Source organism: Streptomyces monticola, from assembly GCF_042665355.1.
Taxonomy (GTDB): domain Bacteria; phylum Actinomycetota; class Actinomycetes; order Streptomycetales; family Streptomycetaceae; genus Streptomyces; species Streptomyces monticola.
On record NZ_JBHTCF010000024.1, the window covers coordinates 78,065 to 102,465 of the forward strand.

At 71.3% G+C, this 24,401-nt stretch carries 22 protein-coding genes; 13 read left to right on the plus strand and 9 right to left on the minus strand.

Features of this window, described 5'->3' with window-relative positions:
* The first annotated feature begins 88 nt into the window (after positions 1 to 88).
* Together ACFQVC_RS36805 and ACFQVC_RS36810 are read left to right on the plus strand one after the other, a co-directional pair.
* Positions 89 to 1,117, plus strand: coding sequence for an ATP-binding cassette domain-containing protein (locus tag ACFQVC_RS36805; RefSeq protein WP_381838990.1), 1,029 nt, complete (start codon positions 89 to 91; stop codon positions 1,115 to 1,117).
* Positions 1,114 to 1,947, plus strand: coding sequence for an ABC transporter permease (locus ACFQVC_RS36810; RefSeq protein ID WP_381838994.1), 834 nt, complete (start codon positions 1,114 to 1,116; stop codon positions 1,945 to 1,947). Before ACFQVC_RS36805 ends, ACFQVC_RS36810 begins: the two co-directional genes overlap by 4 nt.
* Positions 1,948 to 2,005: 58 nt before the next feature.
* Here ACFQVC_RS36810 and ACFQVC_RS36815 read toward each other — a convergent pair whose 3' ends face one another.
* A complete protein-coding gene (locus tag ACFQVC_RS36815) occupies positions 2,006 to 5,452 on the minus strand; it encodes an AfsR/SARP family transcriptional regulator (protein WP_381838997.1) in 3,447 nt (1,148 codons plus the stop codon).
* A 645-nt stretch (positions 5,453 to 6,097) separates the two neighbouring features.
* On the opposite strand from ACFQVC_RS36815, the gene ACFQVC_RS36820 reads away from it, so the two are divergent.
* Positions 6,098 to 6,892, plus strand: a complete 795-nt coding sequence (locus ACFQVC_RS36820; RefSeq protein WP_381839000.1) for a site-2 protease family protein — start codon at positions 6,098 to 6,100, stop codon at positions 6,890 to 6,892.
* Positions 6,893 to 6,901: 9 nt separating this feature from the next.
* Here ACFQVC_RS36820 and ACFQVC_RS36825 read toward each other — a convergent pair whose 3' ends face one another.
* The 3 genes from ACFQVC_RS36825 to ACFQVC_RS36835 all read right to left on the minus strand — a co-directional run bounded on the left by ACFQVC_RS36825 (position 6,902) and on the right by ACFQVC_RS36835 (position 9,018).
* Entirely contained in the window at positions 6,902 to 7,090 is a 189-nt protein-coding gene (locus tag ACFQVC_RS36825) for a hypothetical protein (protein WP_381839003.1), read from the minus strand.
* Between the two features lie 104 nt (positions 7,091 to 7,194).
* Positions 7,195 to 7,905 carry an NADPH-dependent F420 reductase gene (gene npdG / locus ACFQVC_RS36830; RefSeq protein ID WP_381839006.1) on the minus strand — a complete coding sequence of 237 codons (711 nt, stop codon included), beginning with the start codon at positions 7,903 to 7,905 and terminating at the stop codon, positions 7,195 to 7,197.
* A gap of 36 nt (positions 7,906 to 7,941) precedes the next feature.
* A complete protein-coding gene (locus ACFQVC_RS36835) occupies positions 7,942 to 9,018 on the minus strand; it encodes a sialidase family protein (protein WP_381839009.1) in 1,077 nt (358 codons plus the stop codon).
* A 280-nt stretch (positions 9,019 to 9,298) separates the two neighbouring features.
* Between ACFQVC_RS36835 and ACFQVC_RS36840 the strand changes: the two genes are divergently transcribed.
* The gene (locus ACFQVC_RS36840) at positions 9,299 to 9,916 is read left to right on the plus strand and encodes a hypothetical protein (protein ID WP_381839012.1); all 618 of its coding nucleotides are present in this window, start codon (positions 9,299 to 9,301) and stop codon (positions 9,914 to 9,916) included.
* Positions 9,917 to 10,032: 116 nt separating this feature from the next.
* Here ACFQVC_RS36840 and ACFQVC_RS36845 read toward each other — a convergent pair whose 3' ends face one another.
* Positions 10,033 to 10,263, minus strand: coding sequence for a hypothetical protein (locus tag ACFQVC_RS36845; RefSeq protein ID WP_381839015.1), 231 nt, complete (start codon positions 10,261 to 10,263; stop codon positions 10,033 to 10,035).
* 68 nt (positions 10,264 to 10,331) lie between these two features.
* Between ACFQVC_RS36845 and map the strand changes: the two genes are divergently transcribed.
* Together map and ACFQVC_RS36855 are read left to right on the plus strand one after the other, a co-directional pair.
* Positions 10,332 to 11,189 (plus strand): type I methionyl aminopeptidase, encoded by an 858-nt coding sequence (gene map / locus ACFQVC_RS36850; protein ID WP_381839018.1) that lies wholly within the window; start codon positions 10,332 to 10,334, stop codon positions 11,187 to 11,189.
* A gap of 113 nt (positions 11,190 to 11,302) precedes the next feature.
* Positions 11,303 to 11,959, plus strand: coding sequence for a biliverdin-producing heme oxygenase (locus ACFQVC_RS36855; protein ID WP_381839021.1), 657 nt, complete (start codon positions 11,303 to 11,305; stop codon positions 11,957 to 11,959).
* A gap of 25 nt (positions 11,960 to 11,984) precedes the next feature.
* Here ACFQVC_RS36855 and ACFQVC_RS36860 read toward each other — a convergent pair whose 3' ends face one another.
* From ACFQVC_RS36860 to ACFQVC_RS36870, 3 genes are all read right to left on the minus strand, one after another.
* Positions 11,985 to 12,650, minus strand: a complete 666-nt coding sequence (locus ACFQVC_RS36860; RefSeq protein ID WP_381839024.1) for a PhzF family phenazine biosynthesis protein — start codon at positions 12,648 to 12,650, stop codon at positions 11,985 to 11,987.
* Positions 12,651 to 12,730: 80 nt separating this feature from the next.
* Entirely contained in the window at positions 12,731 to 14,185 is a 1,455-nt protein-coding gene (locus ACFQVC_RS36865) for an HtaA domain-containing protein (RefSeq protein ID WP_381839027.1), read from the minus strand.
* A 2-nt stretch (positions 14,186 to 14,187) separates the two neighbouring features.
* Entirely contained in the window at positions 14,188 to 15,615 is a 1,428-nt protein-coding gene (locus ACFQVC_RS36870; RefSeq protein ID WP_381839030.1) for an HtaA domain-containing protein, read from the minus strand.
* A 164-nt stretch (positions 15,616 to 15,779) separates the two neighbouring features.
* Here ACFQVC_RS36870 and ACFQVC_RS36875 point away from each other — a divergent pair, with 164 nt between their 5' ends.
* The 7 genes from ACFQVC_RS36875 to ACFQVC_RS36905 all read left to right on the plus strand — a co-directional run bounded on the left by ACFQVC_RS36875 (position 15,780) and on the right by ACFQVC_RS36905 (position 23,395).
* Complete coding sequence (locus tag ACFQVC_RS36875) at positions 15,780 to 16,811, plus strand: heme/hemin ABC transporter substrate-binding protein (RefSeq protein ID WP_381839033.1); 1,032 nt, start codon at positions 15,780 to 15,782, stop codon at positions 16,809 to 16,811.
* Positions 16,808 to 17,911: a FecCD family ABC transporter permease gene (locus ACFQVC_RS36880; protein ID WP_381839036.1), complete on the plus strand. Its 1,104-nt coding sequence runs from the start codon at positions 16,808 to 16,810 to the stop codon at positions 17,909 to 17,911. Before ACFQVC_RS36875 ends, ACFQVC_RS36880 begins: the two co-directional genes overlap by 4 nt.
* Positions 17,908 to 18,759 (plus strand): heme ABC transporter ATP-binding protein, encoded by an 852-nt coding sequence (locus tag ACFQVC_RS36885; RefSeq protein ID WP_381839039.1) that lies wholly within the window; start codon positions 17,908 to 17,910, stop codon positions 18,757 to 18,759. Before ACFQVC_RS36880 ends, ACFQVC_RS36885 begins: the two co-directional genes overlap by 4 nt.
* Positions 18,760 to 19,077: 318 nt before the next feature.
* Positions 19,078 to 20,238, plus strand: coding sequence for an iron uptake system protein EfeO (efeO, locus tag ACFQVC_RS36890; RefSeq protein WP_381839042.1), 1,161 nt, complete (start codon positions 19,078 to 19,080; stop codon positions 20,236 to 20,238).
* A 60-nt stretch (positions 20,239 to 20,298) separates the two neighbouring features.
* Positions 20,299 to 21,555 carry an iron uptake transporter deferrochelatase/peroxidase subunit gene (efeB, locus tag ACFQVC_RS36895; protein ID WP_381839045.1) on the plus strand — a complete coding sequence of 419 codons (1,257 nt, stop codon included), beginning with the start codon at positions 20,299 to 20,301 and terminating at the stop codon, positions 21,553 to 21,555.
* A gap of 9 nt (positions 21,556 to 21,564) precedes the next feature.
* A complete protein-coding gene (gene efeU / locus ACFQVC_RS36900; RefSeq protein WP_381839048.1) occupies positions 21,565 to 22,530 on the plus strand; it encodes an iron uptake transporter permease EfeU in 966 nt (321 codons plus the stop codon).
* The gene (locus ACFQVC_RS36905) at positions 22,418 to 23,395 is read left to right on the plus strand and encodes an SCO2278 family lipoprotein (RefSeq protein WP_381839120.1); all 978 of its coding nucleotides are present in this window, start codon (positions 22,418 to 22,420) and stop codon (positions 23,393 to 23,395) included. The genes efeU and ACFQVC_RS36905 overlap by 113 nt, the downstream gene beginning before the upstream one ends.
* 200 nt (positions 23,396 to 23,595) lie before the next feature.
* Here the strand turns inward: ACFQVC_RS36905 and ACFQVC_RS36910 are convergent, their stop codons facing one another.
* The gene (locus ACFQVC_RS36910; RefSeq protein ID WP_381839051.1) at positions 23,596 to 24,327 is read right to left on the minus strand and encodes a bifunctional DNA primase/polymerase; all 732 of its coding nucleotides are present in this window, start codon (positions 24,325 to 24,327) and stop codon (positions 23,596 to 23,598) included.
* Positions 24,328 to 24,401 lie beyond the last annotated feature (74 nt).

Sequence of the window (24,401 nt, forward strand, 5' to 3'; positions counted from 1 at the left end):
CTCCCCCATCGGCGGGCTGTAGCCGCTTGTCGGTGGCTGTCGGCCGTCTGTCGGTGGTTTGTCGGCGGGGTCCTGGACCGTGGACGGCATGACGCGATCCGACATGAACCCCAGCAGCGGCAGCAACGCCGTGGAGGTACGGGGGCTGGTCAAGCACTACGGCGGTCCCCAGGGAACACGAGCCCTGGACGGTGTGGACCTCGATGTCCGCCAGGGCACCGTCCTCGGTGTCCTCGGCCCCAACGGCGCCGGCAAGACCACCCTCGTACGCTGCCTGTCCACCCTGATCACCCCCGACTCCGGCTCGGCCTTCGTGGCCGGCTACGACGTGCTGCGCCAGCCCCGGCAGCTGCGCCGCAAGATCGGCCTCACCGGCCAGTACGCCTCGGTCGACGAGAAGCTCTCCGGCTTCGAGAACCTCTACATGATCGGCCGGCTGCTCGACCTGTCCAGGGCCGAGGCCAAGCGCCGCGCGAACGAGCTGCTCGAGCGGTTCTCGCTCACCGAGGCCGCCAAGCGCACGGCGGGGACGTACTCCGGCGGTATGCGCCGCCGGCTCGACCTCGCCGCCTCGATGATCGGGCAGCCCGCCGTCCTCTACCTGGACGAGCCCACCACCGGTCTCGACCCGCGCACCCGCAACGAGGTGTGGGACGAGGTGAAGCGCATGGTCGGCGAGGGCGTCACCGTGCTGCTCACCACCCAGTACATGGAGGAGGCCGAACAGCTGGCCTCCGAGCTCACCGTGATCGACCGCGGCCGGATCATCGCGGGCGGCCAGATCGCCGACCTGAAGGCGAAGATCGGCGGCCGCACCCTGCGCATCCGCCCGGCCGACCCGCTGCAGCTGCGCTCCATGGCCGCGGAGCTCGACGGCTCCGGTCTGACCGGGCTCGCCACGGCCACCGTGGACGCCGAGACGGGCACGGTCATCGTGCCCATCCAGAGCGACGAGCAGCTCACCGCGATCGTCGGCGCCCTCGCCGCCCGCGGTTTCGCCCTCGCCGACATCGCCACCGAACTGCCCAGCCTGGACGAGGTGTTCCTGTCCATCACCGGCCAGAAGGCCAGTGCCCCGCAGGACGCCCCCCGTGAACTCGAGGAGGTCGCCGTATGAGTACCGCAACCCTTGACTCCCCCGCTCTGAAGCACGGCGAGGCCGACGGCCATATCGGTCTGCGCGCCAACCTCCGGCACACCGGAGCCCTCGTCCGCCGCAATCTGCTGTGGATCAAGAAGGACCCGGAGTCGATGTTCGACGCGGTCCTGATGCCCATCGTGTTCACGCTGCTGTTCGTGTACGTCTTCGGCGGCTCCATCGGCAAGGCGATGGGCGGCGGCCAGGACGCGTATGTGCAGTACGTGATCCCCGGCATGCTGGCGATGATGAGCATGAACATCGCCCAGGCCGTGGGCACCGGCTTCAACGAGGACTTCCAGAAGGGCATCATGGACCGCTTCCGGTCCCTGCCCATCAGCCGCGGCTCCGTCCTGATCGCCAAGATCTCGGTGGAACTCGTGCGCATGCTGATCGCCACCACGATCGTGATGATCGTCGGCGTTCTGGTCGGCTTCGACATCGAGAACTGGGGCGGTCTGTTCGCCGCCGTCGGCCTGTCGGCGCTGTTCGGCTCCGCCGTGATGTGGATCTTCCTGGTCCTCGGTGTGACCATGAAGAACGCCCAGTCCGTGCAGGCGATGGGCTTCCTGGTCATGATGCCGCTGCAGTTCGGCTCGTCGATCTTCGCGCCCACCGGCAATATGCCGGGCTGGCTGCAGGGCTTCACCAAGTACAACCCGATGTCGGGCCTCGCCGACGCGGCCCGCGGCCTGATGACGAGCGGCCATCCCATCACCCACGGCCTGTGGGTGACGCTGGCCTGGACGGTGGGCCTCACGGTGATCATGGCGCCGATCGCCATCCACAAGTTCACGAAGAAGAGCTGACCTTGGGTCCCCAGGACTGATCCGGCCGCACCGGATCGCGTCCGCGGCGGCTTTCGGGTCAGAGCAGGGCGGTGGCCTCCTCCAAGGAGAGGCCGCCGCCTTTTGCGTACGCGCGCTCGTACGCCTCGCCGTCGAGGAGCGAACGTATCGTGGCCTCGGCCGCCGCCCGCACCTCCCGCTCCTGCGGCGGGGCGAAGTGCCCCTCGGGAAGCAGCGCGGCCGAGGCGCCGAGCAGCTGTGCGGCGGCCTCGGCCCGGCGCGGATCGCTGCCGGCCAACGCCCAGGCCGCGGTGGCCAGATGGACCGCGGGCATCTGCGGCGCGATCACCCGGGACAGCGGGTCACCGGCCCGTTCCAGTGCCGCTCGCACATGGCCGAGAGCCTCGTCGTGACGGCCGTCCTGATTGTCGAGCCAGGCGAGGACACCGCGCGTGAAACCCTCGAACATAACCGCCGGGCCCGAGCTGAACTGGGCGCGCAGCAGGGCGAGTTGCTTCCTGGCCTCGTCACGGCGGCCGGTGCGGCCGAGCCAGAGCGACAGATAGAGCCGGGCCGCGGGCAGTGCCTCGCTGCCCGCGGTGTGCCCGTCGTCGGCGATCACCGAGCGCAGGATTCGCTCCCCCTCGTCGGCCTCGCCGCACTCCAGGAGGGCGCCGGCGTAGCGCGCCTTGAGTACCGCGACCTGTGTGGGCGCGCCGAGCGCCTCGGCGTGCCCGATGGCGGCGTGGAAGTCCTCGCCCGCGCGGGCGAATTCACCGCGCCGCTCCCGGGCCTCGCCCCGCGCGGACAGCGACTCGGCCGTCCCCCAGACGTCACCGAGCTCACCGAAGATCCGCAGCGCCTCGTCGGCGTCCCGGTCGGCGTCGCCGGACCAGTCGCTGCGGTTGGCGAGGACGTTGGCGCGCATCTGCAGGGCGGCGGCCAGCTCCCAGCGGTAGTCGTCACCGAGCTCCCGGCAGGCCGCGACCGTCCGGTCGAGGATGGGGCGTATGCCGCCCGCCGCGCCGGTGAGCAGCACCGCGAAGAACCAGAAGGAGCCCGGCGTACGACAGGTCTGCGGCAGTCCGGGCCGGTAGGTGGCGACGATGCCGTGCAGGCGCTCCATGTTCTCCGGCAGCGACCATTCGTCCTTGGTGTGGTCCATGGAGGCGAGCCGGATCAGCTGCGCTCCGCGCCGGGCCTCGGCCAGCTGGTCGGGGGCCATGGGCGGCGGCTTGGCGGTGCACCGTTCGATCAGCGGCGGTGCGGGCTCGACGGGCGGTACGAACGGGTCGGGGCCGAGTGCGCCGGCCAGCGTCGACCAGTGCCGGGACTCGCTGCGCAGATCGCGCATCTCCCAGTACCAGCACAGCGAGAGCACCAGGCACAGCGATTCGTGCTCGTCGCCCGCGCCGGTCGCCCGGCGCAGCGCGGTGCGCAGATTCTCGTACTCGATCTCGATCCGCTCGATCGCGGCCCGCTGCCCGGCGCCGCGCAGCTCCGGGTCGGCCCGGCGGGCCAGCTCCCGGTAGTGCACCAGGTGCGCCCGCTCGGCGGCGGCGCGGTCGCCCGCACCGTCCAGGCGCTCACCGGCGTACTCGGCGACGGTCTCCAGGAGCCGGTAGCGCATCACGCCGCCCGCCGAAGGGGCCGCCACCACAAGGGACTTGTCGACCAGGGAGCCGATCAGGTCGGTGATGTCGCGGCGGTCGACATGCAGGCCGAGGGTGCAGGCCGGCTCGGCACCGGATGTCTCGGCGGCCGCCGCGGGCGTCGTGGGCGCGCCCGCGCAGACGGCTTCCGCGGCGTCCAGTTCGCAGCCGCCCGCGAAGACGGAGAGCCGCCGCAGGACGGCACGCTCCGCCTCGTCGAGGAGGTCCCAGGACCAGTCGACGACCGCACGCAGGGTCTGCTGCCGGGGCAGCACGATGCGGCTGCCCGAGGTGAGCAGCCGGAAGCGGTCGTCGAGCCGCTCGGCGATCTGGTGCGCGGTGAGCGAGCGAAGCCGGGCGGCGGCCAGTTCGATGGCCAGGGGCAGACCGTCGAGGCGGCGGCAGATCTCGGCGCAGGCCGCCGCGGTCTCCGCGTCGGAGTCGGTACGGAAGCCGGGCCGTGCGGCGGCGCCCCGGTCGGCGAGCAGGCGCAGCGCCACCGGCTCCGGCAGCGGCTCCAGGGGGCGCACCAACTCGCCCGGCACGCCCAGGGGTTCACGGCTGGTGGCGAGGATCGTCAGGCCGGGGCAGTGGGCCAGAAGGTGGTCGACGACGCGGGCCGCCGGTTCCACGACGTGCTCGCAGTTGTCCAGGACGAGCAGCATGCGGCGGGGCGCGCAGTGCTCGGTCAGGCGCGCCAGGGGGTCGTCGGCGGCGCGCGCCTGCTCGGCGCCCGCGCCGTACAGCACGGTCCTGCGGGCACCGAGTGCGGTGAGCACGGCTTCGGGGACGGCGTCCGGGTCGGCGGCGGCGTCCACGGGCGCGAGTTCGGCGAGCCATACGCCGTCCGGTGCGCGGTCCGTGCCCGCGAGGGTCTCGGCGGCCTCCTGCGAGAGCCGGGTCTTGCCGGCGCCTCCGGGGCCGAGGAGGGTGACGAGGCGGGCGCCGGTCAGGTCTTCACGGATGGCCTCGATGTCCGCCTCGCGGCCGACGAAGCTGGTGAGGCGGGTACGGAGGTTGCCGGGGGCGGACGCGGTTTCCGCCGGGGCGCGGCCCGCCGGGGCGCGGCCCGCCGGGGCGCGGTCTACGGGAGTGCGGTCTACGGGGGTGCGGTCTGCGGAAGTGCGGTACGGGCCGTGGGTCTCCTGGTTGAGCAACTCCGCGTGCAGGGCGCGCAGTTCGGTCCCCGGGTCGGCGCCGAGCCGCGCCGCGAGAGCGCTGCGCACCTTCTCGTACGCGGCCAGGGCCTCCGCCGGGCGGCCCGCGTCCCGCAGCGCGCGCAGGCGCAGGGCCTGCAGCGGCTCGTCGAGGGGGTGGGCGTCGCACAGGGCGGCCAGTTCGGGGAGTATCCGCTCGGCCTCGCCGAGGGCCAGGCCCGCGGTGAGGCGGGCGCGACGCGCGTCGAGGCGGCGGGCGGTCAGCCGGGCGGCCTCGGTGGCGCGGTCGGGCAGGTCGGCGAGTGCGGGGCCGCGCCACAGGGCGAGGGCGTCGTCGAGGAGGGCGCGGGCCGTGGCCGGGTCGCCGTCCGCGAGCGCCCGCGCGCCTCCCGCGGCGAGCCGCTCGAAGCGGTGGGCGTCCACGTCGTCCGCGGTGGCGGTCAGCCGGTAGCCGCCGCCGTCGGCGGACGCGACCGCCTCGTGCCCGAGTGAGCGGCGCAGGCGGCCCACGAGCGCCTGCAGCGCGCCGTTGGCGTCCGCGGGCGGGTCGCCGTCCCACACCTCGGCGACCAGCTGGCCGACGGGGACCGTGCGTCCCGCGCGCAGCGCCAGCACGGTGAGCAGCGCACGCAGTCGCGCGCCGCCGACGGGGACGGGGCTGCCGTCGGCGCGCAGCGCCTGGGTGATGCCGAGGATCGAGTACCGCACGGCACCCATTGTCCCCGGAGCGCGGGGGGCGGGGAGACTCTGGCCTGCCCACTGGTGCCTGCGGGCCGTACGTGGCTGACGTCGCGCAGTTCCCCGCGCCTGCTTTCGGAGCTACCACCCGTGACCCCCAGCCCTGACCTGCAGGCCGTCCGTGGCTGACCGCGCGCAGTTCCCCGCGCCCCCTTCGGGGCTACCACCCCTCACCCTCAGCCCTGACCCGCGGGCAGCACGTGGCTGACCTCGCGCAGTTCCCCGCGCCCCTATCCGAAACCCTCAGCCCTAACCCGCAGGCCGTACGTGGCTGACCTCGCGCAGTTCCCCGCGCCCCTATCCAAAACCCTCAGCCCTAACCCGCAGGCCGTACGTGGCTGACCGCGCGCAGTTCCCCGCGCCCCCTTCGGGGCTACCACCCCTCACCCTCAGCCCTGACCCGCGGGCAGCACGTGGCTGACCTCGCGCAGTTCCCCGCGCCCCTATCCGAAACCCTCAGCCCTAACCCGCAGGCCGTACGTGGCTGACCTCGCGCAGTTCCCCGCGCCCCTTTGGAGGCACCGGTCTGACCTGGCTGGTGTCGCGTCGTTCTCCGCGCCCCTTTGGTGCATCACCGGTACGGTCGATCCGCACGCACTGCCCACCCCCTGGAGCCACTGCCGCATGACCACCGCCATCAAGCGCAGCGACCGGCGTATCAGCCCGGTCTTCCTCGGGATCGCCGCCGTCACGGCGGTCGCCGGATGGGCCGTCTGGACGGGCTTCGCGGACAACACGGGGCTCGCGGTGTTCCTGTTCGTCACCGGCGCGTGGATCGTCTCGCTCTGTCTGCACGAGTACGCGCACGCACGCACCGCCCTGCACAGCGGCGACATCTCGGTGGGCGCGAAGGGTTATCTGACGCTCAACCCGCTGAAGTACACGCACGCCCTGCTGAGCATCGTGCTGCCCGTGCTCTTCGTGATCATGGGCGGGATCGGCCTGCCGGGCGGCGCCGTGTTCATCGAGCGGGGCCGCATCCGGGGCCGCTGGAAGCACAGCCTCATCTCGGCGGCGGGCCCGCTGACGAACGTGCTGTTCGCGGTGGTGTGCACGGCCCCGTTCTGGCTGGACGCACTGCAGGGAGTGCCGCCCACGTTCCGGTACGCGCTCGCGTTCCTGGCGCTGCTGCAGGTGACGGCCGCGCTCCTGAACTTCCTGCCGATCCCGGGCCTCGACGGCTACGGCGTGCTCGAGCCCTGGCTCTCGTACCGGATCCGTCGTCAGGTGGAGCCGTTCGCACCGTTCGGGCTGCTCGCGGTGTTCGGCATCCTGTGGATCCCCGAGGTGAACATCTGGTTCTTCGACGCCATCCACGCGATCCTGCGCGGCCTCGGCATCGAGGAGCTGGAGTCGTACTGCGGCCAGAACCTGTACCGCTTCTGGCAGGCGGACAACCCGCTGTGCGTCAGCAGGTGACGGCGGCCGTCAGCCCGTGACCGGGGTGCTCTTCCGCTCGGCCTTCGCCTTGCGCAGGTAGTACCAGGTCATGTTGGAGGAGAGCCCCGCGAGCAGGACCCAGATGATTCCCAGCCAGCTGCCCTGGACGAAGGACACCACGGCAGCGGCCACGGCGAGGACGCAGACGACGAGGGCGTACAGAGCGAGGCGGGGCATGGGGTCGGCTCCTGTTCGGCTGGGGTGTTCCGGACAAGTGTCCCCCATGTCCCGCTTGCACTCGTCGGCGGTCGGGCGCTCGGACGGTCACGCCGTCCGGTCGGTCATACGTCGGTGACGCGCAGGCCCGCGTGTGCCTTGTAGCGGCGGTTCACCGAGATCAGGTTCGCGACCAGGGACTCCACCTGGTGGGCATTGCGCAGCCGGCCGGCGAACACCCCGCGCATGCCGGGGATACGGCCCGCCAGCGCCTGCACCATGTCCGTGTCCGCGCGGGACTCCCCGAGCACCATCACATCGGTGTCGATCTCCTCGACGGCCTCGTCCTGGAGCAGCACCGCCGACAGATGGTGGAAGGCCGCGGTGACCCGGGATTCCGGCAGCAGGGCGGCGGCCTGCTCGGCGGCGCTGCCCTCGTCGGGCTTGAGGGCGTAGGCGCCCTTCTTGTCGAAGCCCAGCGGATTGACGCAGTCCACGACGAGCTTGCCGCGCAGTTCCTCGCCCAGCGACTCGAGGGTCTTGGCGTGGCCTTCCCACGGCACGGCGACGATCACGATGTCGCTGCGGCGGGCGCACTCGGCGTTGTCGGCGCCCTCGACGCCGAGGCCGAGTTCAGCGGCGGCGGTCTCGGCGCGCTCTGCGGCACGGGAGCCGATGATCACCTTCTGCCCGGCGCGGGCGAGCCGGTAGGCCAGGCCGCGGCCCTGGTCGCCGGTGCCGCCGAGGACGCCGACCACCAGGCCGGACACATCCGGGAGTGCCCAGGGGTCCTTGGCGGGCGGCTTGGGCTTCGTCACGTCATCAGAGGAAGTCATACGGTGACGATACTCGCCGGTAAAGCGCTGTCGATTTCAGCTGAGCGCTGCTATTGGAACCCTGCGGAACGTGATCGTCTCGTAGGCGCTGAAGTCCCCCGTCTCGTACAGCAGGCCCACGGTGCCCGGGTCCGTGAGCACGAGGTCGGAGTACGCGGCGGGCAGGCCGTCGACCGTGTGCGCCACCCGCCAGGTCACCCCCGCGTCGGCCGAGGCGCGCAGCGTCATCAGGGCTCGGAAACCGGGGTCCGCGGGCCCGGAGAACAGCAGCGGCCCGCCGCCGGGGAGCTGCAGCAGCGCGCCCTCGACGACGGGTCCCGTGAGGCCCGCCTGCGGGCGGAAGGGTTTGATGAGGCTCGCGCCGCGGTCCGCGGAGTGGGCGTCGGCGCGGGTGCCGGGGGCCGGCGAGTCGTTGCGGGTGTTGAAGTAGAGCCGCCCGTCGGGCAGTTCGGCGGCGGTGGTCTCGTTGACGTTGATGTAGCCGTCGGTGTTGTCGTCGACGTAGCCGATCCGCCAGGTCTGGCCGCGGTCGTCGCTGAGCAGGCTGTGACCGCCGTTGTACTTGCCCTCGGTCCCGCTGTCGGAGCCTGTGGGCGGCAGCGAGTGGTTCGCGGGGACCACGACCCGGCCGCCGCCACTGAGCTGCAGACCGTGTCCTGGTGTGGTGGCGTACCAGCGCCAACTCGCCCTTTTCACCTGGCTGGTGATCTCGCGCGGCGAGGACCAGGTGGCCCCGTCGTCGTCGCTGTGGGTGACCCAGATCCGGCGGCCGTCGGCGGCGGCGACCAGACCGCGGCGGATCCGGTCCTCGGTGGCGGAGGCGGCGTTGCGTACATGCACGAGGAGGATGCGGCCGGTGTCGAGGACGACCGGGGCGGGGTTGCCGGCGAGGTTCGTGCCGTGCTGCGCGGCGACCTGGAGCGGGCCCCAGGTGCGGCCGCCGTCCGTGGAGCGCTTGAGGACGATGTCGATATTGCCGAAGTCCTCCTGCGAGCCCACGCGCCCCTCGCAGAAGGCCAGGACGGTGCCGCGCCCGCTGACCACCACGGCGGGGATCCGGAAGCTGGCATACCCTTCGCGCCCCGCGCGGAACGGCACTGAAGTCTCGCTCACGGTTGCCTCCTGGGCCGGGGGTGTTCAGTACGGAACGTGCTCCGCGGGCCGCCGAACGGCCACCAACTGTCGCGAGTCCGGCCGAAATCGAGGTGAACGCGACCTCAACACGAGGGTTCCGCGGCCCGGTTGCACGGCGACTCGCAGGCGGCGGCCCGCCGTACGAGAACCACACAGGCGTACGGGCAGGCCGCTCGCGGAGGGACCCGTTTCGGGCTCCACGCCCACGAGTTGACCGAACCGGCGGGCATGGGGCGTGCGCCGGAGGCAGGATGCGGCCATGGACGCCGTAAGGGTCGCGCTCCTTCGCGAAGTGCTCGCCGGAACGGAGTGGCCCCGCGCCACCCGCCGTTTCGCCGGCACGCTGCGCACCTCCGTGGTGCCGCACGGCGGCGGGCTGCTCCTGGTGGGCACCCGGCAGTACGAGCCGTGGCATCTGGCGGCGCACCTCGTCGACGAGGCCGCGTGGTCGGGCACACCCGAGCTGACACCGACGCTGGTGCGCCATCAGGTGCACCCCGGCGACCCCGCGCATCTGTCGGTGGGCCTCGGCCGGATCGAGGCGGCACGGCGCGGCGAGACACTGCTCGTGGTGGCGCCGCAGGACCCGGGCGCGGGCCTCCTGGAGCGTGTGCACGACGCCCGTCGCGCCGGGGCGACGGTCCTGGCCCTCGACGCCGGCGACCACGACCTGAACGCGCTGGCCCATGAGGCGCTGACGGTGCCCGAGGGGCCCGATTCACCCGATCTCGACCTGGACACCGTGCAGCACCTGGTGAGCGCGGCGGCGGGGGAGAATTCCCTGCCCGCCCCCGCGCCCCGTGGCCGACGTACGTTCCGGGACCGCCTCTCCCGCCTGGCGGATCAGCTGACGGAGCCGCCGCCGTCGCGTTGGTGAGCCGCGTCAGGACCCGGCGGTGAGCCGCGTCAGGACCCGGCGGTGAGCCGCGTCAGGACCCGGCGGTGAGCCGCGTCAGGACCGGTGATGAGCCGCATCAGAGCCCGGCAGGCGGCTCACTCGGTGTCGTCGGGACGGCCCGCGCGGTCGTGCCACTTCGGGTCGGTGTCCCACTCCAGGTTCCGGTCGGCCGCCGTCTGCATGGCGCGCTCCGCCTCCTGCCGGGTGGCATAGGGGCCGAAGCGGTCCTTGGCCGGGCACTCCGGGCCCTCCTCGACCTTCTTGTGCTCGAGGCAGTAGAACCACTCCCCCGGCTTGCCGACCGTGCGCTTCTTGAACAGGGCCATGGCCGCGCTCCCTCTGTTGGAAGTTCCGTCGCCATCGTCCCCCAAGAGCGCTGGATACACTCACTGGCATGTCTGGCCAGTCGCTGCTCGTACCAGGGGAGCTCTCTCCCATCCGTTCCGTTCCCGGCAATATCCGGCGCCCCGAGTACGTGGGCAAGCCCGCGCCCACCCCGTACACCGGGCCCGAGGTGCAGACCCCGGAGACCATCGAGCTGATGCGGATCGCGGGCCGTATCGCCGCACAGGCGATGGCTGAGGCCGCCAAGCACATCGCGCCGGGCGTCACCACGGACAAGCTGGACGAGGTGGCGCACGAGTTCATGTGCGACCACGGCGCCTACCCCTCCACCCTGGGCTACCGCGGCTTCCCGAAGTCGCTGTGCTCCTCGGTGAACGAGGTCATCTGCCACGGCATCCCGGACTCGACCGTCCTGCGCGACGGCGACATCGTGAACCTGGACGTCACCGCGTACATCAACGGCGTACACGGCGACAACAACGCCACCTACCTGTGCGGCGACGTCGACGAGGAGTCGAAGCTCCTGGTGGAGCGGACCCGCGAGGCCACCGCGCGGGCGATCAAGGCGGTCAAGCCGGGCCGCCAGATCAACATCATCGGCCGCGTGATCGAGTCGTACGCCAAGCGCTTCGGCTACGGCGTCGTCCGTGACTTCACCGGTCACGGCATCAACTCGTCCTTCCACTCGGGCCTGATCGTCCCGCACTACGACAGCCCGCACGCGACCACCGTGATGCAGCCTGGCATGACCTTCACCATCGAGCCGATGCTCACGCTCGGTACGCATGAGTACGACATGTGGGACGACGGCTGGACCGTGGTGACCAAGGACAGGAAGCGGACCGCGCAGTTCGAGCACACACTGGTGGTGACCGACACCGGGTCGGAGATCCTTACGCTCCCCTGACCCGGTGCGGGAATAGCGTTTTACCGACAGGCCGTCGGGAACCCATTGACTTAGGCATGCCTAAGTAGAAGGATCAGTGGTGGTTCCCAACCCCTTCGGCACCGGAGGTCCCCGTGGACACGCCGTTCTCGACGCTCATCCGTACCGCTTCGCACGAGGCGCACACCGAGGCAGAGACCTCGACCTTCATGAGCGACCTGCTCGGGGGCAGGCTCGGTGTGGACGCGTACACGCGCTACACCGAGCAGCTCTGGTTCGTGTATCGCGCAATGGAGGACGCCGCACAGCGGCTGCGGAACGACCCCGTGGCGGGCCCGTTCATACAGCCCGAGCTGATGCGCGTGGCCGAGCTCGAGCGCGATCTGACGCATCTGCACGGCGGTGACGACGGCTGGCGCGAGCGGGTGCGTCCGCTGCCCGCGACCGCGGCGTACGCCGCCCGGGTCGAGGAGTGCGCGCGCACCTGGCCGGGCGGCTATGTCGCCCACCACTACACCCGCTATCTGGGCGATCTCTCCGGCGGCCAGATCATCCGCGACAAGGCGGAGAAGACCTGGGGCTTCGCGCGCCGTGGTGACGGGGTCAGGTTCTATGTCTTCGAGCAGATCCGGAATCCCGCGGCGTTCAAGCGGGGGTACCGGGAGCTGCTCGACGCGGTGGCGGTCGACGACCTGGAGAAGATGCGGATCGTGGACGAGTGCAAGCGGGCGTTCGCCCTGAACACTTCCGTGTTCCACGCTCTGGGCGAGGAGTTCCCGCTGAGCGCGTAGCCGGCGCCCACGGACGGCCTGTTCATCACGCCACCGTCGTGGACTCCAGGACCACCCTGCCACCGATCTCCACCGAGCCGTCCGGGTTGGGGGCCGTCAGGATCTGGGAGCCGGCGCCCTGGCTGATGTTCAGGGCCCGCCCCAGCTCACGTGTGAGCAGCAAGGCAGCCGCGCCCGTGGCCTCGTCCTCGTCGATTCCGTCGCCGCGGCCGGGGAAGGCACGGGCGCGGATCCGGCCCGCGGCCTCCTCCTGCCATGCCCAGGCGTAGATCCACTCACCGGGCGGCGGTACGACGAGGGTGTCGACGTCGAGAGCCGAGGCGTACTGGCGCAGCGTGCGGCCCGGTGCCCACTCCGGTCTGGCCGTGATCCAGCTGAACTCACCGTCCTGGCGGGCCTCCACCACCCCGGCGGGGACCCGGAGTTCGGGCAGGTCGAGCAGCCAGGCCGTACCGACGCAAGGGTGTCCGGCGAAGGGCAGGCGCGTGGTGGGGGTGTAGATGTCGACGGCGCCGCGCTCGTCGTCGTCGACGAACACGGTCTCGCTGTAGCCGAGGCGACGCGCCAGAGTCTGACGCGCCACCTCGCCCACCACTGCCGTCCCGTCGCGGACCACGCCGAGCGCGTTGCCGTAGCGCCCGTCGGGTCCGCAGAACACGCGGAGTACATCGAGTTCAGTCGCCGAAGTCACCCGCGCATTGAAGCATCAGGCCGGGTGCCGGGCCGTAGTCGGCGCAGGTCCGACCGCCGGCCCGGCGCCCGACCGCCGGCTCAGGCCGTACCGCGGCGCCGGGCCGCGTACACGACGCCCGCGCCCGCGGCGACCACCGCACCGGCGGCACCGAGCAGCGCACCCGTGGGCACGTCCGAGCCGGTGGCCGCGAGGGAGCCGGAGCCGCCGCCCACGGATCCGCCGACGCTGCCGCCGCCCGTCGTGCCCCCGTCGGAACCCGTGCCCCCGCCGGTGCCCGAACCCGAGCCGCCGCCGGGCAGCTGCGCGCCCTCGGACAGGGAGAGCGCGACCGTGACCGGGTCGATGGGGTCGCCCGCCTTGTACATGGAGCCGGTGGTCTCGTTGGCGAACTGCTCGGCGCCCGCCGCCGTGAACTTCGCGGGCACCTTGTCGAGCAGGACCACGTCGTCCTTGGCCGTGTAGGAGGCCTTGGACAGGTCGAGCGTGGCGAAGGCGACATCGTCGTTGGTGCCCTTGGGCGTGGTGACGTCGACGAGCAGGGTGCCCTTGGCGCCGTTCGTCTCGACCTTGATGTCACCGAACTTCATGTCGATGCCGTGCGCCTTGTACAGGAACCGCACACTGCCGCCGAAGGACGCGTCGAGCTTCTTCGCGCCGCTGTCCAAGTCGGCCTTGGCGTACGGGAATTCATAACCCGAACCGCCGGAGAGCTGCTTGGCACCGCCCGCCGTCCGCACCTCGCCGCCCGCGGCGATGTACTTGCGGAAGGATTCCTTCAGGCCCCAGGAGAGGGAGCCGTCGACGACCGCGCCGGTCCCGGACGAGGGCTTCGGGGCGGAGGCCGAGGGCGTCGAAGGGGACGCGGACGCCGACGGGGTCACGGAGGCCGAGGGGGTCGCGGTGGGCTTCCCGGTCGGCTTGCCGGTCGGCGGTGCCGTGGGCTCGTCGGTCGGCTCGGCCGTGGGGCTCGGCGCGGGCGTGTGCTGCGCGACGGTCAGCGGGTCGCCGTCGGCGCCGGTGTAGCGGCCGCCGCCGCCGAGGGCCTCGTCGGCCTCCTTGGTCAGCTTGGTGGGCATGTCCTTCATCGCCCGGTCCACGGTGACCTCGGCGAACGGCACGTCCTGCTGGGTCTTGCCGCCCTTGGTGACATCCGCCGTGACCTTCTTGGCGGCGCTGTCGAACTGCACGTCGGACAGGGCGACTTCGAAGCCGTGCAGCTTCGACGTGAAGGTGACGCCGCCCTTGAAGGCGAGGTCCACCGTATGACTGCCGGAGTCATAGGTTCCTTCGCCCTTGGTGAAGGTGAACGGCCCGTTGTCCGCGGCCTGCTCGGCACCGTCGGCGGTCTTGATCTCGCCCGCCGCCATGCCGGTGACGTAGGAGCGGTACGACTCCTTGATGCCCCAGGTCAGTTCGTAGTCCTTGAGCGGGACTTCGGCTGCGGACGCGGGGCCTGCGACCGCGAGAGCCGTGGCGCCCAGGGCGACGGCGGTCGCGGCGGCGAGGGCTATGGGGCGGCGGAGGGCTGCCATGGTCAGTGTTCTCCTTCAGGATCCTTGGGCGTACGCCGCTTGCGTACGACGGCGAAGGCCGCGCCCGCGGCGACGAGCACCGCGACACCGATCCCGACGGGGACGGCGGGCGAGGTGGACGAGGCCGCGGCCTTCTCGGTTTCGGGTGAGGCGTCGGGCTTGGGAGCGGGGCTCGCCGACGAGCCCAGATCGGGCAGCGCGGGCAGCTGCGCGTCGGCGGTGAGGGCGACGGCGAGCGAGACGGGGTCCATCTCGGTGCCCGCCTTGTACATCGAGTTGAAGGCCTTGGCGCCGTCGGCGGTGAGTTCGGCCGGGGCCTCGGTGACGGCCAACAGGCCCTTGTCGGGCTTGAGTTCCCTGGCCGCGAAGGTGACGAGGGGAGTCTTCTCCGCCGTGAGCTTCGGGCTCTTCACGTCCGCGGACAGCGTGCCCTTGCCGTCGCGCACCTTGACGGTGAGCTTGCTCAGGGCGATGTCGAGTCCGTGCTTGCCGGTGAAGCGGACGGCGCCGGCGAAGGAGGCGTCGAGCTGCTGCTTCTTCTCGTCGTACGTCCCCGAGCCCTTGGGGAAGCGGAACAGGGCGCCGCCGTCCTGGGCACCGGCGGACAGCTGCCACCTGCCCTTCGCGATGGAGCCGCTGACGTACTCGCGGAAGGTGCGGCGCACACCCCAGTCGACGGCGGCGTCCTCGATGCGCCCGCCGGCACCGGGCTTGTCCTTGCCCTTGTCCTTCTCGCCGCCCTTGCCGTCCTTGTCGCCCTTGCCGTCGGCGGGGTCCTTCGAGGGCTCCCCGGACGCCGCGCCCGCCGCCACGTCCGCGGACAGGCTGACCGGATCGAGCGCGGTGCCGGCCGTGTAGTACCCGGCGAAGGCCTGGGCGCCCTGCGAAGTGAGCGTCGCCGGAATGGAGCTGAGGCCGATCGGGCTCGATCCGCCCTTCATGTTCACGCCGGACAGATTGAGGGCGGCGAGCGGCACCTGGCTGCGCGAGGTGACCTTGCCGGTGCCCTTGTCCTTGCTGACCATGTCCGCGTAGAGCGTTCCGGAACCGCCGGATATACGGACGGTGGGGCGGCTGACGGTGAGGTCGAGCTCGTTGCCGCCGTCGGGCTTGCGGTGGCCGGTGAAGCGCACCCCGCCGGAGAAGGCGGCGTCGAAGGCGCCGCTGTCCGGGTCGTACGCGCCCTTCGCGGAGTGGAAGCGGAACTGGCTGCCGCCGACGGTCGCGGCCCCGCCCTGCAGGGTCCAACTGCCCTTGGCGATGGGCCCGGTGACATAGCTCTGGAACGAGGACTTGATGCCCCAGTCGAGCCTGCCTCCCTTGACGGTGCGGCTCTCCGCATGGGCGGCGGCCACCGGGAGCAGCGCACCCAGCAGGGCCGTGAGTCCGGCGGTGGCGACCGCGCGGGCAGCACGTCTCGACGAGAACATCCGTCCCCCTCCAGGGTCTGGCTATTGAGGTAAGGCTAACCTAAACTATGCGCGACCTGGTCGGGAACCCCTCTCGAGCCTCAGGAAGCACTCCCCGAGCAACTGCGGCGACGACCGCAGCAACCCGGCAACCAGCAACTGCACGACAGGACGGTGGAATTCGAGTGGCCCCGGTGCGTAGGAAACGGTGGGCCGGCGCTCTGGCCGCCGCCCTCTGCCTCACCCTCGCCGGCTGCGGCGGTGGCGCCGCGGGCGGCGGCGAGCCGAAGGCACCCGCGGCGAAGGCCGCGCCCGACCGGGTCGAGCCCCTGGCCACCAAGCCGGAGCCCAAGCTCCCCGTGACCGTGGAATCGGCCGACGGCCGCAAGGTGACGGTGAAGTCCACCGACCGGATCGTGCCCCTCTCCGGCAGCCTCAACGAGATCGTCTTCACCCTCGGCCTCGGCAGGCATGTGGTCGCCCGGGACATCACCGCCACCTTCGAACAGGCCGAGGACCTGCCCGTGGTGACACGTGCTCACGATGTCTCGGCGGAGAGCGTGCTCTCCCTGAAGCCCACGGTCGTCCTCGCCGACACCACCACGGGACCGGCCGAGGCCATCGACCAGATACGCGACGCGGGCATCCCGCTCATCGTCATGAAGCCCGCCAAGAGCCTCGCCGATGTCGGCCCCCGCATCAAAGCGGTGGCCGACGCCCTCGGCGTCGGCAAGGCGGGCGCCGAGCTGACCCGGCGCACCGAGAGCCGTATCGCCGCCGTCCAGAAGGACATCCCGCAGGACGGTTCCGGTGGCGGTTCCGGTGGCGGGGACCGGCCGCGCGTCGCCTTCCTCTATCTGCGCGGCTCGGCCTCCGTCTATCTGCTCGGCGGCCGTGACTCCGGGGCGAGTTCGCTCCTGGAGGCCGCGCACGCGGTGGACGCCGGCAAGGAGTCGGGCCTGAAGAAGGACTTCACGGCGATCACCAGCGAGGCGCTCGCGAAGGCGGCCCCCGACGCGATCCTCGTGATGCGCAAGGGACTTGAGTCCGTCGACGGCATCGAGGGCCTCGTCAAGATCCCCGGTGTCGCCGAGACCCCGGCGGGCATGGACCGCCGGGTCGTCGCCATCGACGACGGCGTACTCCTCAACTACGGCCCGCGCACCGACCAGGTCCTCAAGTCCCTGGTGCGGCAGCTGTACGGAGACGCCAAGTGAGCGTCCGCACCGAGCCCGAACCCGAACGGGACACCGCTCCCCCGGCCCCAGGCCCCGCGGAGGCACCACGGCGCCGCAGCGCCGCCTGGCTGCTCACCGCCGGTATGACGGCGGTACTGCTCGTCCTGTGTCTGCTCTCCGCGGGGATCGGGGCGTACGAGATCCCGGTCGCCGATGTCCTCTCCTCCGTGCAGCACCGCATCGGCCTCGGCGGCACGGCCCTCGACCGGGTCGGTGAGAGCGTGCTGTGGAACGTACGCCTGCCGCGCGTCACGCTCGCGCTGCTCGTCGGCGGCGCGCTCGGCTGTGCGGGCGCCCTGATGCAGGGCGTGTTCGGCAATCCGCTCGCCGAGCCCGGTGTCATCGGCATCTCCGCGGGCGCGGCCGTCGGTGCCGTCGCGTCGATCGCGTTCGGCCTGAGCTTCTTCGGGAACTGGACGGTGACGGCCTGCGCGTTCATCGCCGGGCTCGCGACCGTGCTGCTCGTCTACGTCCTGTCCCGCTCGGGCGGCCGTACGGAGGTCGTCACCCTGATCCTCACCGGTATCGCCGTGAACGCCTTCGCGGGCGCCCTGATCGGCCTGTTCATCTTCTTCGCCGACAACGCCCAGATCACCCAGATCACCTTCTGGCAGCTGGGCTCCCTGTCCCAGGCGACCTGGCCGAAGGTGCTCGCCGTGCTGCCGTGCGCGCTCGCGGGGCTCGCCGTGGCGCCTTTCTACGCCCGCAAGCTGGACCTCCTGGCTCTCGGCGAGCGGCCCGCGCGGCACCTGGGCGTGGATGTCGAGCGCCTGCGGATCGCGCTCGTCCTGGTGGTCGCGCTGCTCACGGCCGCCGCCGTGGCCGTCGCCGGGATCATCACCTTCGTCGGTCTGCTCGTACCGCATCTGCTGCGGATGGCGGCCGGGCCCGGCCATCGCTTCCTCGTGCCCGGCAGCGCGCTCGGCGGCGCGGTGATCCTGGTGGCGGCGGATCTCGCGGCCCGTACGGTGGCGGCGCCCGCCGAGCTGCCGCTCGGCGTCCTGACCGCGCTCTTCGGCAGCCCGTTCTTCTTCTGGCTGCTGCGCAGGACCCGGCGCAAGCAAGGAGGTTGGGCATGATCAGGTCTCCGTTCGGGGGCTTCGGGGGCTTCGGGGCCCGGGGTCGCCTTTCTCCGCCCGAGCCGTTCGCCGCCGGCGAGACGGTCGCCGAGGCGCGCGGCCTGCGGGTACGGCTCGGGGCGCGCGAGGTCCTGGCCGGGGTCGACCTCACGGCCCGCGCGGGCGAGGTGCTCGCGCTCGTCGGCCCCAACGGGGCGGGAAAGTCCACGCTGTTGGCCGCCCTCGCGGCGGATCTGCCCGCCGCGGCCGGCACGGTGCACATCTGCGGCCGGCCCTCGTCCGACTGGCCCGCACCCGAACTCGCCCTGCGGCGTGCGGTGTTGCCGCAGTCCGCGACGCTCTCCTTCCCCTTCCCCGTCGAAGACGTCGTACGGATGGGCCGGGCGCCCTGGGCCGGGACGGAGCAGGCGGACGAGGACGACGTGGCGGTGGCCGCGGCGATGGCGGCGACCGAGGTCACGGAGTTCGCCGCGCGGCCCTTCTCCGCGCTGTCGGGCGGTGAGCGGGCCCGGGTGGCCCTGGCCCGCGTCCTCGCCCAGACCGCGCCGCTGCTGCTCCTCGACGAGCCCACGGCCGCGCTCGACCTGCGCCACCAGGAACTGGTCCTGCGGATCTGCCGGGAGCGGGCGGCGGCGGGGGACGCGGTGGTGGTCGTGCTGCACGATCTGGGGCTGGCCGCGGGGTATGCGGATCGGGTGGCGGTGCTGGAGGGGGGGTTGGTGGCTGCGGACGGCCCTCCGGGCCGGGTGTTCACGGAGGGGTTGCTGTCCACGGTGTACCGCCAGCCGGTGGAAGTCGTTCCGCACCCGCGTACGGGTACGCCGCTGGTGCTGCCGCTCCGCGGGTGATTTCCCCAGTCCCGCCCCTTCCCGTAACTGGGGCTCCGCCCCAGACCCCGCTCCTCAATCGCCGGAGGGGCTGAATTTTCAGCCCCTCCGGCGATTGAGGAGGTTCGGGAAGGGGCGGGACTGGGGAAGAAGGCCGCCGTGCTTGACCCGAACTTGACCCGTCCATGGCGCCCGCATAACCGCCCCGTTATCGCCCCGCGCCCATACACCGTCCATGAGAGACGAATCACTGGACGAGCGGGTAGCGCTGAGGTAAGGCTCAGATAAGTTAGGTCGACCTCACCTGGTCCATATCCTGTCTGGAGCCCTGGAGCCCGCATGCGCGCCGTCCGTGTCACCCTCGCCTCCGCCACGGCAGTGGCACTCGCCGCCGTCGTCGCGGGCTGCACCGAGAAGAGCGACGCCAAGAGCGGCGGTGGCGATCACGTCATCAAGGTGACCGCCGCCGACGACAGCTGCGAGGTGTCCAAGAAGGAGTTCCCCGCCGGGCATATCCAGCTCGACGTGGAGAACAAGGGATCCAAGGTCACCGAGGTCTATGTCCTCTACCCGGACGACCGGATCGTCACCGAGCGCGAGAACATCGGCCCGGGCACCAGCCAGAAGGTCACCGCCGAGGTGAAGGCGGGCAGTTACCAGATCGCCTGCAAGCCCGGCATGAAGGGCGAGGGCTACCGCCAGCAGGTCAAGGCGACCGGTGGCGGCAGCGCCGCCGAGCGGGACCCGAAGCTGGACGAGGCCGTGGCCGCGTACCGCAAGTACGCACAGCAGCAGGCCGACGAGACGCTGCCGCTGGCGAAGAAGTTCGCCGAGGCCGTCAAGGCCGGGGACCTGGAGGCGGCCAAGAAGGCGTACGCCCCCTCCCGTATCGGCTGGGAGCGCACCGAGCCCGTCGCCGAGTCCTTCGGTGACATCGACCCCAAGGTCGACCTGCGCGAGGACGGCCTCAAGAGCGACCAGGACCCGGAGAAGGACTGGACGGGCTGGCACCGCATCGAGCGCTCGCTGTGGAAGGACAAGAAGCTCACCGACCGCGACAAGGAGCTCGCGGACGTCCTGATCAAGGACCTCGAGGACTGGCAGGACAAGGTCAACGAGGCCGAGATCACGCCGACTTCGATGGCCAACGGCGCCAAGGAGCTCCTCGACGAGGTCGCCACCGGCAAGGTCACCGGCGAGGAGGAGCGTTACTCCCACACCGACCTGGTCGACTTCAAGGCCAACGTCGAGGGCGCCGAGAAGTCGTACGAACTCCTCAAGCCGGTCGCCGCCAAGAACGACCCGAAGCTCACCGCGGAGCTCGACAAGCAGTTCGCGGCGCTCGACAAGCTGCTCGACCAGTACCGCGAGGACAAGGACTCCTACGACTTCACCTCGTACGACAAGGTCGGCAAGGACCAGCGCAAGGAGCTCTCGGACGGCGTGAACGCGCTCGCCGAGCCGCTCTCCAAGCTCGCCGCCGCCGTCGTCACCAAGTAGCGGGGCGGGTCCGGAAAGTGCGGCAAGTACGGGTGATACCCGGCCAGTTGGGGGTTGACCATGACTGACGACGACAGGAAAGCCACCGCTCCCTCGCGGCGTTCCCTGCTCACCGTCGGCGGCGCGGGCCTTGCGCTCGGCGCCGCCGCGGGAGCGGGCGCGGTGACCGCCCTGCGCACCGGCGACGAGACCGCGCCGGTCGCCGATTCGGGCGCGGCCGTGCCCTTCCACGGCCGGCACCAGGCAGGTATCGCCGGTGCCGTACAGGACCGGCTGCACTTCGCGGCCTTCGACGTGAAGACCGAGGACCGCGGGGAGCTCGTCGAGCTGCTCAAGGAGTGGACCGCCGCGGCGGCCCTGCTCACCGCGGGGCACGCCGTCGGCGAGGGCGCCTTCGGCGGGCTCGCCGAGGCACCGCCGGACGACACCGGCGAGGCCCTCGGCCTCAAGCCGTCCCGGCTCACCCTCACCTTCGGTGTCGGGCCCTCGCTTTTCGACGGGCGGTTCGGCCTGAAGAGCAAGCGCCCCAAGGCACTTGTGGATCTGCCGAAGTTCCCCGGCGACAATCTGGACCCCGCACGCAGCGGCGGCGACCTGTGCGTACAGGCCTGCGCCGACGACCCGCAGGTCGCCGTGCACGCCATCCGCAACCTCGCCCGGATCGGCTTCGGCAAGGTCGCGGTGCGCTGGTCCCAGCTCGGCTTCGGCAAGACCTCCTCGACGACGCCCGAGGCGCAGACCCCGCGCAACATGATGGGCTTCAAGGACGGCACCCGGAATATCGCCGGCACCGACACCGCGAACCTCGCCAAGCATGTGTGGGTGAGCGAGAAGGACGGCCCGGCGTGGATGACGGACGGCTCCTATCTCGTCGCCCGCCGGATCCGGATGAACATCGAGACCTGGGACCGGACTTCGCTCAAGGAGCAGGAGGACATCTTCGGGCGGACGAAGGGCGAGGGCGCCCCGTACGGCAAGAAACACGAACGGGACGAGCCGAACCTGAAGGCCATGCCCGAGGTGGCACATGTCCGTCTCGCCCATCCGGACAGCAACGGCGGGGCGATGATGCTGCGCCGCGGCTACTCGTTCACGGACGGCACCGACGGTCTGGGCCGCCTGGACGCGGGCCTGTTCTTCCTCGCGTACCAGCGCGACGTACGCGATGCCTTCATCCCGGTCCAGCAGAATCTGGCGGCCAACGACGTGCTCAACGAGTACATCCAGCACGTCGGTTCGGCGGTCTTCGCGATTCCGCCCGGGGTGGCGGACAAGGGCTCCTGGTGGGGCCGTGAGCTGTTCACCGGGAAGGCGTGAGGGACGGGCATGTTCGCCAACTATCTGATCGGCCTTCGCGAAGGCCTCGAAGCCTCTCTCGTCGTCTGCATCCTCGTCGCGTATCTGGTCAGGACGGACAACCGCGCGGCGCTGCGCCCGATCTGGCTCGGGGTGGGTGTCGCGGTCGGCATCAGCCTCGCCTTCGGCGCGGGGCTGCAGTTCGGTACCCAGCAACTCACCTTCGAGGCACAGGAGTTGATCGGCGGGAGCCTGTCCATCGTCGCGGTGGGCCTGGTGACGTGGATGGTCTTCTGGATGCGGCGCACCGCCCGGCATCTCAAGGCCGAGCTGCAGGGCAGGCTGGACGCCGCCCTGACCATGGGCACCGGCGCCCTGGTCGCGACGGCCTTCCTCGCCGTGGGCCGTGAGGGCATCGAGACCTCGCTCTTCGTGTGGCGGTCCGTGGACGCGGCCGACGACGGCTGGCGGCCGCTGGCCGGTGCGGTGCTCGGACTGCTCACCGCGGTCGTCATGGGCTGGCTGTTCTACCGCGGCGCCCTGAAGATCAATCTGGCGAAGTTCTTCACCTGGACCGGCGGCATGCTGGTCGTCGTGGCCGCGGGCGTACTCGCGTACGGCTTCCACGATCTGCAGGAGGCCCGCTTCGTGCCCGGCCTGACGAACAAGGCCTTCGACATCAGTGAGTCGTTCCCGCCGGACAGCTGGTACGCGACCCTCCTCAAGGGGATCTTCAACTTCCAGCCGGATCCGACGGTCGTCCAGGTCACGGTGTGGGCTCTGTATCTGATCCCGACGCTTGTGCTGTTCCTGTCCCCGGTAGGGTTCCGAGCGTCAGTGGGGGCAGTTGGAGCGAGTGAGCAGAAGGCAAGCGATGAGCAGGCTGAGTCGGCCGGCCGCGGCGGCAGCGTTGACGACGGTGCTGACCGTGACGGCGAGCGGGTGCGTGACGGTGCACGGGGAGCGGGAGATCGTTCCGTCGGCGACCAAGGCTGAGGCCGCCGAAGCGCTGAAGGACTTCACGGACGCCTACAACAAGGCGGAGAAGAACGCCGATCCGGGCGCGGACGCGAGCCGGATCACCGGCCCGTTCGGCGCGGTCAACCAGGCCGCTCTGAAGGCGGACGCGGCCCAGCGGAAGAAGAACGGCGGCAAGAGCGGGGGCTACTCGCCCCTGAAGCTGACGGACGCCAAGTTCTCCATTCCCAAGAAGGCCGGCTGGCCGCGGTGGTTCGTCGCCGACACGGACAGCAACAAGGACACCAACAGCAAGTTCCGCTGGGTGATGGTCTTCACCAAGGGCAGTGCCGCGCAGCAGTGGGAGGCCTCGTACCTGGCGTTCGTCGCGCCGGGCAAGATGCCGGAGTTCAAGAAGGACAAGGACGGCTGGGCCGAGCCGGTGTCCGCGGACGACCCGAAGCTCGCCGTCGCGCCGAAGGACCTGAGCCAGGAGTACGTCTCCTACCTCAAGGACGGCGGCGAGACCTTCGCCCCCGGCGCGCTGACCTCCGGCTGGCGTACCGAGCGCGAGAAGAACGCCAAGCGCCTCGGCCTGGCCACGCAGTACATCGACGAGTCGCAGAACGCCGGCGACTTCGCCCCGGCCGGCCTGCGCACCGAGGACGGCGGCGCGCTCGTCTTCTTCTCCACCCGCCACTTCGAGAAGCGCACCGCCGCGGAGGGCCTGAACCTGCGCATCGGCGACGACGTACGGGCCCTGATGCGCGGCGACGCGAAGAGCTCGGTCACCCTGGAGTACGCCGCCGGCCAGACGGCCCAGGTGCCCGCGAAGGGAACCTCGAACTCCCAGGTGTCGATGCTGAACCGGGTCCAGGGCCTGACGGGCGCGAAGGGCGAGTAGCGGAGCGGGGGCTGGTCGTGCCCCGATAGGGGCGCGGGGCGGTGCCGATATGCGGCTCCGCCGCGCGGGCGCGACTGGTGCCCCGTAAGGGGCGCGGGGAACTGCGCGCCCAGCCACGACGCACCCGCAGATGCCCTGGACAGACGCACCGCAGATGGCACACACGCACCCGCAGATGCCTACCGAACCCCCGCGGAGCGCTAACCGCGGGTCGGCCAGCCCGCACCCTCATGCTCCGGCGCGAGCCCCGCGTACTGCGCGCACTCGTCCGTGAGGACTTCGAGGAGTGTCAGCGGGTCCGGCAGCGGGTGCTCGAGGCCCCGCACCCAGCGCACTCCACCGGAGTCCCCCGGCAGCCGGGCCGGCGGCACCAGGACGTAGGAACCACGGCAGTGCCAGCGCAGGCCGGGGTGCTCGTCCATCGTCTCGGGGTGGCAGTCCAGCTCACAGGGCCACCACTCGTCCTCGTCCTCGGGCGTGCCCCGGGTCGCGGTGAAGAACAGCATCCGGTCGGCGCCGCACTCGGCGACGGGCCCGACCTCGATCCCGGCGGCGATGAGCCGCTCAAGGGCGATGCGCCCGGCGCTCTGCGGCACATCGAGAACGTCGTGCACCATGCCGGTCGCGGTGATGAAGTTGGCCTCGGTCTGGTGCCTGGCCCAGCGCTCGATCTGGCCGCGGTCGGTCGTGGACTGGGTCTGCCAGGCGAAGGAGACGGGGTGCCTGGCGGGGGTGGGGCAGCCGATGCGGTCGCAGGAGCAGCGGTACCCGGCGGGATACGCGGCCGGTGCGAGCGGCAGTCCCGCCGCGGCAGCGGCCAGGAGCAGGGCCTCACGGCCGCCTTCGTCATCCGTGTCCTTGGGACGGCGGGTGCGCAGCCACTGGGAAATCCTGCTCTGTCCGCCGGACCGGCGGCCGAACTCCGCGCCCATCTATCCCCTCACCTTGCATCGTCCCGTCCGTCCATGGTGCCACCATCCTGCGCCTCGGGTGGCCGCAGTCCTCA